The organism is Burkholderia cepacia GG4, from assembly GCF_000292915.1.
Taxonomy (GTDB): Bacteria; Pseudomonadota; Gammaproteobacteria; order Burkholderiales; family Burkholderiaceae; genus Burkholderia; species Burkholderia cepacia_D.
The window spans coordinates 1,068,424-1,080,845 of the sequence record NC_018514.1 but is presented as its reverse complement, the minus strand read 5'-3'; the positions used below and the strand labels follow the sequence as shown (position 1 = coordinate 1,080,845).

The 12,422-nt window shown below is 63.9% G+C and carries 9 protein-coding genes; 6 read left to right on the top strand and 3 right to left on the bottom strand.

From position 1 onward, the window contains the following. Positions 1–174: 174 nt before the first annotated feature. Both GEM_RS30340 and GEM_RS20675 read right to left on the bottom strand, forming a co-directional pair. Positions 175–1,698 (bottom strand): AAA family ATPase, encoded by a 1,524-nt coding sequence (locus tag GEM_RS30340; RefSeq protein ID WP_014899330.1) that lies wholly within the window; start codon positions 1,696–1,698, stop codon positions 175–177. Between the two features lie 358 nt (positions 1,699–2,056). Further along, positions 2,057–3,829: an ATP-dependent nuclease gene (locus GEM_RS20675; RefSeq protein WP_014899329.1), complete on the bottom strand. Its 1,773-nt coding sequence runs from the start codon at positions 3,827–3,829 to the stop codon at positions 2,057–2,059. 547 nt (positions 3,830–4,376) lie between these two features. On the opposite strand from GEM_RS20675, the gene GEM_RS20670 reads away from it, so the two are divergent. The 6 genes from GEM_RS20670 to GEM_RS20640 all read left to right on the top strand — a co-directional run bounded on the left by GEM_RS20670 (position 4,377) and on the right by GEM_RS20640 (position 11,207). Further along, positions 4,377–4,937, top strand: a complete 561-nt coding sequence (locus tag GEM_RS20670) for a GNAT family N-acetyltransferase (protein WP_041490772.1) — start codon at positions 4,377–4,379, stop codon at positions 4,935–4,937. Between the two features lie 64 nt (positions 4,938–5,001). Further along, on the top strand, positions 5,002–5,943 hold the full coding sequence (locus tag GEM_RS20665) for an ABC transporter substrate-binding protein (RefSeq protein ID WP_014899327.1): 942 nt from the start codon (positions 5,002–5,004) through the stop codon (positions 5,941–5,943). A 40-nt stretch (positions 5,944–5,983) separates the two neighbouring features. After that, positions 5,984–7,033, top strand: a complete 1,050-nt coding sequence (locus GEM_RS20660; protein ID WP_014899326.1) for an LLM class flavin-dependent oxidoreductase — start codon at positions 5,984–5,986, stop codon at positions 7,031–7,033. A gap of 7 nt (positions 7,034–7,040) precedes the next feature. Continuing rightward, entirely contained in the window at positions 7,041–8,399 is a 1,359-nt protein-coding gene (locus tag GEM_RS20655) for an LLM class flavin-dependent oxidoreductase (RefSeq protein ID WP_014899325.1), read from the top strand. A 59-nt stretch (positions 8,400–8,458) separates the two neighbouring features. Further along, positions 8,459–10,240 carry an amino acid ABC transporter permease/ATP-binding protein gene (locus tag GEM_RS30335; RefSeq protein ID WP_014899324.1) on the top strand — a complete coding sequence of 594 codons (1,782 nt, stop codon included), beginning with the start codon at positions 8,459–8,461 and terminating at the stop codon, positions 10,238–10,240. A gap of 34 nt (positions 10,241–10,274) precedes the next feature. Then, positions 10,275–11,207 (top strand): ABC transporter substrate-binding protein, encoded by a 933-nt coding sequence (locus tag GEM_RS20640; protein ID WP_014899323.1) that lies wholly within the window; start codon positions 10,275–10,277, stop codon positions 11,205–11,207. 102 nt (positions 11,208–11,309) lie between these two features. Here GEM_RS20640 and GEM_RS20635 read toward each other — a convergent pair whose 3' ends face one another. Continuing rightward, positions 11,310–12,404: an LLM class flavin-dependent oxidoreductase gene (locus GEM_RS20635; RefSeq protein ID WP_014899322.1), complete on the bottom strand. Its 1,095-nt coding sequence runs from the start codon at positions 12,402–12,404 to the stop codon at positions 11,310–11,312. Positions 12,405–12,422: the final 18 nt, after the last annotated feature.

The following is a 12,422-nucleotide window of genomic DNA, read 5'->3' as shown; positions in this document are numbered from 1 at the left end:
TGCGCGAACGCCCCCTCATGGCCGCCTGCCGCCCGACGCGGTCGGCCGTAGCCGACCCTTCGCGGTCGCTCGCCGTTATAAACGGCGAGCGACCGATCTCAAGACTCACAACGGACAGTCCTTCGTTATCGGAATCACAACAAATCTCCACCCACTGAGTAATTTTTTCATGATTCAATTCTGCTGAACGCGTGTAAGCATTGGCCCAATAAGCCCCATCACAGCAGCCTGATTTGTTTCAAAATACCAAGTAGCAAATATCTGAAAAAGAACCTTATGCACGTGAGATTCGCTCTCGTTAGGAAGTGCATCTGCAATATGGTCTATCACTCTTTGCGTGGCCGCCTTACACGCCCTCCGCTGGTCGCCGCCTGCTTCAGCCGGGATCTCACCTATGTCCTGCTGCCGAACTTGAAGGTGATGGTTGTTGAAGTGATCGCGAATGCGCCGCTGAGCGTTCGCAGCACCGTCCCGCAAAAATTGCACGACCCCGACTTCCGATGTCCACGGAAGGTACTGAATTGAGTTCTCGTGCTGTTGAAACTCAGCCAGCAGCGCATGTTTATTTTCTCTGCGCCACGAAGCGACGTTTTCCGTCTTGACGTCGTTATCAAGCAAGGCAACCGAAGTAGTACGTGGCGGTAGAAGTGCCCGACTCCGAGCAAGAAAACGTACAACACTTATGAAGGGGCCAATTGGCACAACATGAACCGTTGGAAATAGCGAAGCGTGGTCCCGGAATCTGGCACTTATGCAATGGCGAACCAGTATCTCTGTAGCGTACAATGCTGACTCGTCCTCTACATAAATCACGTGATCTGGAGCACGCTCTTCATCATAAGCGATATTCCCAAGAGCATATGTCGGGTAACACCCCTTCACGGTTGTCACAGCCCCATCATTTGCCTCTAGAAAAATAATCTGGTGTTGCTGAACACGCTTCAAAAGGGTGACGGAATGAGTTGAAAATATCACCGTAAGTCGCTTCTGACCCGCCATTGATTCTAAATAGTTCAGCAATTCAATCTGTGCCCGTGGGTGCAGCGCGAGTTCAAGTTCGTCAATAAGAACGAGAGAATTGTTCGGGCAATGCATCAGTTCCCGGATCAACTTTAAAATACACAATTCTCCTAAGCTAAGATTTTTCTCCGATACGTATTTTGCGCCCGGGGCTGGCTTTGATTGAAGTACAAAGGCCGAATTTCCTCCTCCGCGCGTAAGGTTTATCGTCTTAAGGGCATCAAACTTGGTCGTCCCTAAAATCCGATTGGCGGCTTCTCGCAATTCATGAGGCGCCTGTGCTACGCGTCTAACGTTAAAATCTTCAGGGCGAGGTGTAATGCGATCAGCAGTCGCCCCAATATAAAAAACCGAAGGATAGCCGAACTCTGAAAGCAGGCGGTTATTCGAGCGAGGTCGAGGAACCCATCGCTCCCCCCCATATGCATAGGTTACCTGACGTCCGTTGACCAAATAGATGATTTCCGCTCCGTCAAAATTATCAAGGGAGGTTGAAAATTGCGAGGCTCGAAAGTGATGCGCAAACGCGTTTCCCTGCCCAATGCGCCGTAAACATGCAAGAACTGAGGTTTTTCCAGCCCCGTTCGCACCCGCCAGAAGGTGCACTCCCGGTCCAGGTACATCGAAGGTCAACTCCCGGATGTGTTTCAAATTCCGTATGGTGATCTTGTTCGGCATCGTATTTTGCTCTTCTCAATTGGCGAACCCCACCGCCCATGTTGCATCCGCTACTTAGAGCGCAACCTATGCTGTGGCATTGGATTATTGCAGGATCTATCAAGGTCGTGGGTGTAACACTGTAAGCGAGACCGTCGATCCACAATTGATGACATCTGACGCGCCAGACGATCTGGTAGCTTCGATCCCGTCACGAACGTCGGCTTTTCTGTGCGGAGCGATCGCTCAAATGGCAGCGCAAGCGCGGCCGCGAATGGCTGAATCCACCGTCGGAAGGCGAAGATCGCGCCGGAGCCGGGGGCGCTAGTAAACTCGACCGACCAAAGCAACTTTGCACCCGACTCATGACCTCCACGAATCAGTCTGGCGCCGCCTGCTCGCTAAACCACGCGATCGATTCGATCAGCGCTCTTAGATCAGCAGGAACCTCTCCAGCTCTAAATGCCGCAGCAACTTGCAAGGCTGACACTGAGATCTTCACAGTCCTCTGCAGTTCAGTGTTTAGCCGGGCAAATACCTCCTTACCCGGCGCCAGCGCACAGCGGCCCTCGAGCGTGGCCCACTTCTTCTCTAGCTCTGCGAGTACCTGCCCCATGACGGTTGCGTTGTCCACGCCCGATTTAATGTCTCGGGCGTAATCGACGGCACGCGCCTGCAACTGACCAAACAGTTTTTGACGTGTTTCATCAAGTGCGAGAGCCAAGATTGCGTCGATATCCGGAACATCCAACTCCGGCTTTCCTGTACGCTGCGCTTGTTCCTTCAGTCTTGCACCAACAGCACGTCCGATCGCCGCAGAATTAAGCAAGTAGTTTTCGATTTCCTTTCGAGCATGCACATGGGAAGCGAACCCATTCTTTTCCAGGCGTTTAAGAACAGCGTCAATTTCTTCCTGCGTTCTGTAATCACGGTCTAGAACCACCGATCTCAATACTCGACTGCCAACGGCTGCATCTATGCCCTCAGCCAAGTCGATCGCTCTCGCTGGGTTAAATCCCTCCATCATCATCACAGCGAAATCTGAACGATTTGCCACCCTGTGGAAACCGAGTACTCGGGCAAACACGCACAAAATCTGTGTGTCGTGCCCTTCTACAAACAAGACGCGCTTTGTCTTAGCCAATTGTGTCAATGTGGGATTCAAGTTGGATCCCAACGCACCGAACAGATATTTGAGCTGCCCGATGTCTGCAACGCGCTTCGCGCTCTGACGCTCTTTGCTAATTGCAAGTAGGCTTGTCGGTTCGCATTCAGCAATCATTTCTGTTGAATGCGTTGCGATGAGAATGTCCGGGCCGAGATCTCGAAGGAGAGAGATGAGCTGTCGTTGCAGATCAGAATGAAGATAAATGTCAGGCTCGTCAATCACCAGCAACGATGCGTACTTTGCCTTCAGAATCTGGGTCAGCATTTGACACCAAACCTGAAAGCCATAGCCCGTCCAACATAGTTCTCGCGGTGTTCTTCCTTCCGGGCAAAACATCACTAGATGCTCGCCATTGAATTCTGGTGCCTGGATATCCATCCCGGGCCACGTTTTTTGTACGGTATCTCTAAACTCGTCAAATCCTTCTGGGTAGTGAAACCAAACGTTTCGGAAATTGCGTGACGCTGTGGCGGTTAGAAGCGCTAAGCGCGCTGCTTCCTTTTTGAAAAGTTTTTCGTGCTGATCGACAGGACCGAGTACCGGAACGAAGCCTATCTCAACATCGAATGCTTCCTTAAAGTTGCGAGGTTGTCGGACTGGCTGCTTCGTCGTCTCAGCAATCAGAATACATGCCCCTTGTGACGGGAAGTGCAGGATGAGCCGATTCGCATTTGACAGACGGAACTCGACTCTGGCGGGGCGGCTATCGTCGTACTCGTAGAAAATGTTCTCTGCCGCAATAGGTAGACCTTCGATGCTAATCGGATAGGCCCACCCAACATATCCCGGAACGTCAACCGGCACTGGCGCCTTTGCCCTAGCCCGGCGAAGGCCCTCCGACAAGATGCGAAGGGAGCCAATTATCGTCGATTTGCCGGCGTTGTTCGGTCCGACAAGGACATTGAAGTCTTCGATCGCTACTGAAAAGTTGTTAAACGCCTTGTAGCGAGAGAAACGAATGCTCGTAATACGATGTCGTGGCATGTTGATCAGTCCCCGAGTAACCGCCTCTTATAATTGGCTCGATTCTACATAGGTCCGGTGGCAGTGGTCTCGGCAGGACGTGTAGAAATCGCGTCATCCTCCGAAAACAGTCGTTCGACCGCGATGCTGCTGTGCGGTATCGAAGAACTGCGACAACCAACGAACTTGACGCATTATTCACTGGCGAACGGCCCTTGGCGGGATAGAAGCAGTCGCACGAACATCCATTTGACAGTCCGGTTGAGTGTCGCGTCTTGGCCGATTGCTGCCAAGGCTGATAGCCCCCGATCGCTTCACTCCCCCCACCCCACTCCCCCTGCAACCCTTCTGACCTCCCCCGCGAAATCCTTATCGAAATTGCTTCGTTCGCCTTCGTCGGCCGTGCGGCTAACGTGTTGAAAACGGCGGCGGCACGCCGGATGCATCGCAAGATGCACAGCGACCGCCGCCATCACGACAACTGCGTCGCGATAACGGAACAGACCGGACTGGCCCCGTGCCCGAGCCCCGCCAGGAACGTCCGCATCGCGCGCCCTTCGCGATGCCCATGGCCACGAACGACCGCATCATCGACACGACGCCGCTCGACGTCCGCGCCCAGCCGCTGATCGACGCGCTGATCGACGAATACGCGACGCGCTACGACGCGTACCGCCCCGACAGTCGCGCATCCGCGCGCGACGAACTCACGCGCTATCCGGCCGAGCTGTTCGCGCCGCCCGAAGGCGCGTTCGTGCTGCTGCTGCGCGACGGCGAGACGATCGGCGGCGGCGCGTTCAAGCGCTACGACGCGCAGACCGCCGAACTCAAACGCATCTGGACCCGCACCGACCTGCGCCGCCAGGGACTCGCGCGCGTCATCGTCGACGCACTCGAACTGCGCGCCGCGCAGCAGGGCTATCGACGCGTGTACCTGACCACCGGCTTTCGCCAGCCCGAAGCGTGGGCGCTGTACGACCGCACCGGCTATACGCGGCTGTTCGATTCGTCGATCGATCCGGAAGCGTATTTCCACCTGCGCTTCGGCAAGGATCTCGTCGAACCGTCTCGCACGTCGACGCTCGCCGATCTGTGGGCGCCGCTGCCCGAAGCGGTGCTGCCGCGCTGAACCCGCCGCCTGATCCGAATCCGTTCACGACAACACGACAACACGACAACAACAGGACGCATCCATGCAACGAGCCGTACCCTTCACACCGCGTGCGATCCGCACGCTGGCCGCCGCGCTGATCGGCGTGACCGCACTCGCCGCGGCCGCCGCGACCTTCGACCTGAGCCCCGAGCAGCGCAGCCGCCCGCGCGGCACGACCGATGCGGCCGTCGAACGCGCGGTGCCCGCATCGTTCAAGTTCGCCGAAGCCGGCACGCTGACGATCGGCATCGCGCCGAGCCTGCCGCCGATCAGCTCGTATGCGACCGACGCGCGCACGGTGATCGGCTTCGACGCGGACGTCGGCCAGCTCGTGTCCGACAGCCTCGGCCGCAAACTGAAGATCGTCCCGCTCGCGTGGGCCGACTGGCCGCTCGCGCTCGAATCGGGGAAAGTCGACGCGGTGATCTCGAACGTCACCGTCACCGAGGAGCGCAAGCAGAAGTTCGATTTCTCGACCTACCGCAAGGACCAGGTCGGCTTCTACGTCCGCAACGACAGCAAGATCCAGTCGATCCGCGAGCCGAAGGACGTCGCGGGGCTGCGCATCGTGACCGACGCCGGCACCAACCAGGAAAAAATCCTGCTCGCGTGGGACCGCGAGAACGTCGCGCACGGCCTCAAGCCCGTGCAGGTGCAGTACTACGACGACCAGGCGATGCGGATCGTCGCGGTGCAGTCGGGCCGCGCGGATGCCGTGTTCAGCGTGAACTCGGTGCTCGCGTACCAGAGCGCGCAGCAAGGCAAGACGCGGCTCGTCGGCGCGATCAGCGGCGGCTGGCCGCGCACGGCCGACATCGCGATCGCGACGCGCCGCGGCAGCGGGCTCGCCGATCCGCTGACAGTCGCGCTGAACGGGTTGATCCGGAACGGACGCTACCAGCAGATCCTCGATCGCTGGAGCCTCGCGTCCGAAGCGCTCGACCAGTCGCGCACCAATCCGCCCGGCTTGCCGAAGAGCTGAGCGCCGCCCCTTCACGCGTTGCGCAGGAGCGCCGAACACCATGTCTTATTCGCTTTCATTGCTGGACAAGAGCCCGATCGCCGACGGCACGAACGCCGTCGACGCGCTGCGCTTCACGACGACCCTCGCGCAGCGCGCCGAACAGCTCGGCTACGAGCGCTTCTGGGTCGCCGAGCATCACGGCGCGCCGAGCTTCGCGAGCTCCGCGCCCGAAATCGTCGTCGCGCACCTGCTCGCGCACACGTCGCGCATCCGCGTTGGTTCGGGCGGCGTGATGCTGCAGCACTACAGCCCGTTCAAGGTCGCCGAGTCGTTCAAGCTGCTCGCCGCGCTCGGGCCGGGCCGGGTCGATCTCGGCATCGGCAAGGCGCCCGGCGGGCTGCCGCTGACTACCCGCGCGCTGCAATGGTTTCACGACAAGGCGAAAAAGCCCGACTTCGCAGGCCAGCTCGCGGAGCTCGACGCCTTCCTCGGCTGGGGCGTCGCCGAAGATCATCCGCTCGCCGGCGCGGTCGCGATGCCGGTGCCGCCGCACGCGCCCGAACGGATCATGCTCGGCGGCTCGCCCGACAGCGGCGCGCTCGCCGCGCGCAACGGCTGGCGCTTCTGCTACGCGGGGCATTTCAACGGCGACGACGCGAACCTCGAGCGCTCGCTGGCCGCGTACCGCGACGCAGGCGGCACACGTCCGCTCGTCGCGCTGTACGCGATCGCCGCGCCGACCCGCGACGAGGCCGAACGACTGATCGGGCCGCTGAAGATCTTCAAGCTGCAGTTCGCCGGCGGCCAGAGCTTCAACCTCGCCAGCGCGCAGGCCGCCGCCGAATTTGCGCGGCAAAGCGGCGCGTCCGACTACCGGATCGACGAGCTGCGCCCGACCGTGCTGGCCGATACGCCCGACCGCGTGCACCGCGCACTCGACGCGCTGAGCCGGCGGCTCGACATCGACGCGTTCGTGATCGACTCGCCGGTGACCGACTACGCGGCGCGGCTCGCGTCGGCCGAATGGCTCGGCGGCGCACTGTCGATCACCCCCGTGCAGGCGGCCCGCGCGGCCGAACGCGCCCTTTCCCCCGACCAGAACGCGTAACGCTCCCATGACGACCCGACGATCGATTCCCTTCGGCCTGATGCTGCAAGGCGCAGGCAGCCACATGAACGCCTGGCGGCACCCGAGCAACCCGCCGGACGCGAGCATCAACCTCGACTTCGCGATCGGCATCGCGCGCAAGGCGGAAGCCGCCGGCATCGCGTTCGCGTTCGTCGCGGACGGCCTCTATATCAACGAGAAGTCGATCCCGCACTTCCTGAATCGCTTCGAGCCGCTGACCGTGCTGTCGGCGCTCGCGGTCGCGACGAAGAAAATCGGCCTCGCGGGCACGATCTCGACGTCGTACAGCGAGCCGTTCACGGTCGCGCGCCAGCTCGCGTCGCTCGACGCGATCAGCGCCGGGCGCGCGGGCTGGAACGTCGTGACGACGCCGCTCGAAGGCACCGCGAAGAATTTCGGCAAGGCGCATCCCGAGCACGCGCTGCGCTACGAGATCGCGGATGAATACCTGGAAGTCGTGCAGGGGCTGTGGGACAGCTGGGACGACGACGCGTTCGTGCGCGATCGCGCGACCGGCCGCTTCTTCGATCACGACAAGCTCCATACGCTCGACCACCACGGCCGCTTCTTCCAGGTTGCCGGCCCACTGAACATCCAGCGCTCGCCGCAAGGACAGCCGGTGATCTTCCAGGCCGGCTCGTCCGACACGGGCATCGGGCTCGCGGGCAAGTATGCGGACGCGGTGTTCACGCACTCGCCGTCACTCGACGAAACGGCCGCGTTCACGCGGCGCGTGAAGCAAAGCGCGGTCGAGCACGGGCGCCAGCCCGGCGACGTGAAGATCTTCCCCGGCATCGGGCCGATCGTCGGCCGCACGGCCGCCGAGGCGGAAGACAAATACCAGGCGATTCGCGACCTGCTGACGATCGACGAGGCGCTCGCGTATCTCGGCCGCTATTTCGATCACCACGATTTCACGCAATACGCGCTCGACGCGCCGTTCCCCGAGCTCGGCGACATCGGCCGCAACAGCTTCCGCTCGACCACCGACCGGATCAAGGCCGACGCGCAACGCCAGCACCTGACGCTGCGCGAGACGGCGCTCGCCGTGGCGACGCCGCGTCCGAACTTCATCGGCACGGCCGAGCACGTCGCCGACGAACTGATCCGCTGGCACGACGCCGGGGCTGGCGACGGCTTCATCCTCGGCTTCGCGGTGCAGGCACAAGGCGTCGACGACTTCGTCGAACTCGTGATTCCGGTGCTCGAGGCGCGCGGCCGCTACAGCCGCGACCTGCCGGGCAGCACGCTGCGCGACCACCTCGGTCTGCCGCGCAAGGCCAGCCGCCATGCGGCGCCCGACGCGCTTCAACAACAGGACGACGCGGCCGAAGCGCACGCGTAACGCCGCCGCGCCGCCGCGCGCGGCGCTTCCGACCGACTCGATCGAGGACTTTCACCGACATGAGCGACACGACCCATCTCGGCGGCGCGCTGCCGCCGCTCTCTTCCCCCGGCATCCGCGACGCCGGCACGCGCCTGCGGATCGTGCCGGCCCGCCACCGCTCGCGCACGGCCGGCACCGTGCTCGCGCTCGTGCTGATCGCGCTCGCGCTGCATTCGATCCTCGGTAATCCGCAATGGGGCTGGCCGGTGTTCGCCGAATGGTTCCTGTCGCCGCCGGTGCTGTCCGGGCTCGCGCGCACGCTGGTGCTGACGCTGCTCGGAGCGGTGTTCGGCTTCGCGCTCGGCGCGTTCGTCGCGCTGGCCCGGCTGTCGCGCTCGCGCGTGCTCGCCGCGAGCGCGTGGACCTTCGTGTGGCTGTTCCGGTCGATTCCGCTGATCGTGCTGCTGCTGATCCTCAACAACCTCGGCTACCTGTACGAACACGTGCAGCTCGGCGTGCCGTTCACCGACATCGTGTGGTTCGACACGCCGACCACCGAACTGATCAGCCCGTTCCTCGCGGCCGTGCTCGGCCTCACGCTGAACCACGCGGCATTTTCCGCAGAAGTGATCCGCGGCGGCATTCTCGCGGTCGACCAGGGCCAGCTCGAAGCAGCGGCCGCGCTCGGCCTGCCGCGCGGCCGGCAGACCGCTCGGATCGTGCTGCCGCAAGCGATGCGCGCGATCCTGCCGACCGCGTTCAACGACCTGATCACGCTCGCGAAAGGCACGTCGATGGTGTACGTGCTCGCGATGCCGGAGCTGTTCTACACGGTGCAGGTGATCTATCGCCGCAATCTCGAAGTGATTCCGCTGTTGATGGTTGCGACCGTCTGGTACCTGATCATCCTGACCGTGCTGTCCGCGATCCAGGTGCAGGTCGAGCGCCACTATGCGCGCGGGGCGCTGCGCAACCCGCCGCCGTCCGCGCTGACGTTCGTGCTTGCGCGCGTCGGTGCGCTGTGGCGGCGTGCGACGGCGCGCCACGCGGCGGCCGCCACGGCCCACGACGAAACCTCTATTGCGCCGATGCCGCGCGCCGGCGGCGAAGTGGCCGTGCATAACGTGTCGAAGCAGTTCGGCATGCAGCGCGTGCTCGACAACGTGTCATTCGTCGCGCCGCGCGGCAGCGTGACGGTGATCGTCGGGCCGTCCGGCTCCGGCAAGTCGACGCTGCTGCGCACGATCAATCACCTCGAACGCGTCGACGACGGCTTCATCGACATCGACGGCGAGCTGATCGGCTATCGGCGCGACGGCGACGTGCTCCACGAGCTGAAGGAGCGCGACGTGCTGAAGCGGCGCACGGCGGTCGGCATGGTGTTCCAGAACTTCAACCTGTTTCCGCACCTGACGGTGCTCGAGAACCTGATCGAGGCGCCGGTCGCCGTCGCGGGCGTCACGCGCTCTGCCGCCGAGCGCAGCGCGCGCGCGCTGCTCGCGCGCGTCGGCCTCGCCGACAAGGCCGACGCGTACCCGCGCCAGCTCTCCGGCGGCCAGCAGCAGCGCGTCGCGATCGCGCGGGCCCTTGCGTTGCGCCCGAAGGTGCTGCTGTTCGACGAACCGACGTCGGCGCTCGATCCCGAACTGGTCAACGAGGTGCTCGACGTGATCAAGGAACTCGCGCGCTCGGGCACCACGCTCGTGATCGTCACGCACGAGATCGGCTTCGCGCGCGAAGTCGCGGACCACGTGCTGTTCATGGAGCGCGGCCGCGTCGTCGAGTCGGGGCCGCCCGCCGTCGTGCTCGACGCGCCGGCCCACCCGCGCACGCGCGCGTTCCTGTCGCGGGTGCTGTGATACGCACCGCTGCCCGTCTGCAAGGTAACCCACGATGATCGATCGACGCCAGTTCATGACGGCCGCGCTGGCGGCCGCATCCGGCCTGCGCTGGCACGCAGCCGATGCCGCCGCCGCGACGGCGGACCTCGACCCGCGCCAGGCCGGCCGGATCCGCGCATCGCACGACGATGCGGCGATTCGCGCAGCAAGCGGCTACCGCTGGGTGCGCGACGGCGCGTTCACGGTCGCGATCTCGCCGCATGCGCCGCCCGTGTCGACCTACGCGACCGATGCGCGCACCGTGGTCGGCGCCGATCCCGACTATGCGCAACTCGTCGCCGACGCGCTCGGCCGCACGCTCGCGCTGGTGCCGATCGCGTGGGCCGACTGGCCGCTCGGCCTCACGTCCGGCAAGTACGACGCGGTGATCTCGAACGTCGGCGTGACCGAGAAGCGCAAGGAGAAGTACGATTTCACGACCTACCGGCTCGGGCTGCACGGCTTCTACGTGCGCACCGCGAGCCCGATCGTGAAGATCGCCGAACCGCAGGACACCGCGGGCCTGCGCATCATCACGGGCGCCGGCACGAGCCAGGAACGCATCCTGCTCGAATGGAGCCGGCGCAATGTCGCGCAGGGGCTGAAGGCGACCGAGCTGCTCTATTTCGACGACGATGCGGCGGCGCGCGTCGCGCTGCTGTCGGGCCGCGCCGATGCCGAGCTGAACCCGAACGCGTCGCTGGCTTACGCCGCCGCGCGCGACGGCAAGATCCGCCGGGTCGGTGTCGTCAACGCGGGCTGGCCGGCGAATGCGGATGTCGCGATCGCGACGCGTCGCGGCAGCGGGCTCGCGCCGGCGCTGACGCTCGCGACCAACACGCTGATCGGCAACGGCCGCTACGGGCAGGCGCTTGCGCGCTGGGGGTTGCAGAGCGAGGCGGTCGCGCACGCGGAGACCAATCCGCCCGGGTTGCCGTCGTTCTGACTTGAGGCATGGACGCAGCGCTGCGTCCCTGCACGAAACGACATCGCCCCGGCATGCCACGAGAGCAATGCCGGGGCGAACCGAACGATCGACCGACGTCGCCTACGCCGTCACCGCCGCGCGATACCGGTCGAGTTCCGCGACATGCGCGTGGATCGCCGGAATCAGCTTGCGCCCGTAATCCAGCGCATCGTCGAGCGGATCGAAGCCGCGAATCAGGAACATCGATACGCCGAGCCGGTAGTACTCACCGAGCGCGCGTGCGACCTGTTCGGGCGTGCCGACGAGCGCGGTCGAATTCCAGCGCGCGCCGGTCAGGTTCGCGACGCCCATCCACAGCCGCTCGTCGAGCACGTCGCCCTGCGCGGCCGCGGCCAGCAGCCGCCGCGAACCCGCATTCTGCGGCGCATGGCCGTCGATCGGCTGGCCGTTCGCGCGCCGCGCGGCTCGCACGCGCTCGCGGATCGCCTCGGCCTTCTCCCACGCGGCGGCTTCGTTGTCCGCGACGATCGGCCGGAACGACACGCTGATGCGCGGTGCGCGTCCGAACGGCGCGGCGGCAGCGCGCACGCGTGCAATCTGCTCGCGCACCGAGGCGAGCGGCTCGCCCCAGGTCATGTAGACGTCCGCGTGCTGCCCGGCGACGGCGAGTGCCGCCGGCGACGAGCCGCCGAAATAAATCGGCACGTGCGGCCGCTGCGCGCCTTTCACGAGCGGCGACGCACCGCGCAGCCGGTAGAACGCGCCGTCGTGATCGACCGGCGCGTCGGCCAGCCAGATGCGTTTGAGCACGTCGAGATACTCGCCAGTGCGACGATAGCGCGCGTCGTGCGGCACAAAGTCGCCATCGCGCTGCAGGTCGGTATCGTCGCCGCCCGACACGACGTTCAGCGCGAGCCTGCCGCCGCTGAATACATCGAGCGTCGCGATCTGCCGCGCGGCGGCCGACGGCACGATCACGCCCGGCCGATGCGCGAGCAGGAGGCGAATGCGTTCGGTCGCGGCGGCCGCGAACGACGCGACGATAAAACCGTCCGCCGCGTTGCTGAAATGGCCGACCAGGATCTGGTCGAATCCCGCGGCTTCGTGCGCTTGCGCGAAGCGCCGCACGTAGTCGGGCTGGACGGCGGCGCCGCCCGGGACGTCGACCTCCGCGCCGGGTGTCGCGGTGATCATGCCGATGATGGCGACAGGCATGTCGGGCTGTCCTTGTGG

Coding starts and splice junctions, on each gene's coding strand:
- GEM_RS20675 (WP_014899329.1), bottom strand. CDS start 3,829: ATGCCACGACATCGTATTACGAGCATTCGTTTCTCTCGCTACAAGGCG.
- GEM_RS20665 (WP_014899327.1), top strand. CDS start 5,002: ATGCAACGAGCCGTACCCTTCACACCGCGTGCGATCCGCACGCTGGCC.
- GEM_RS30340 (WP_014899330.1), bottom strand. CDS start 1,698: ATGCCGAACAAGATCACCATACGGAATTTGAAACACATCCGGGAGTTG.
- GEM_RS20660 (WP_014899326.1), top strand. CDS start 5,984: ATGTCTTATTCGCTTTCATTGCTGGACAAGAGCCCGATCGCCGACGGC.
- GEM_RS20655 (WP_014899325.1), top strand. CDS start 7,041: ATGACGACCCGACGATCGATTCCCTTCGGCCTGATGCTGCAAGGCGCA.
- GEM_RS20635 (WP_014899322.1), bottom strand. CDS start 12,404: ATGCCTGTCGCCATCATCGGCATGATCACCGCGACACCCGGCGCGGAG.
- GEM_RS20670 (WP_041490772.1), top strand. CDS start 4,377: ATGGCCACGAACGACCGCATCATCGACACGACGCCGCTCGACGTCCGC.
- GEM_RS20640 (WP_014899323.1), top strand. CDS start 10,275: ATGATCGATCGACGCCAGTTCATGACGGCCGCGCTGGCGGCCGCATCC.
- GEM_RS30335 (WP_014899324.1), top strand. CDS start 8,459: ATGAGCGACACGACCCATCTCGGCGGCGCGCTGCCGCCGCTCTCTTCC.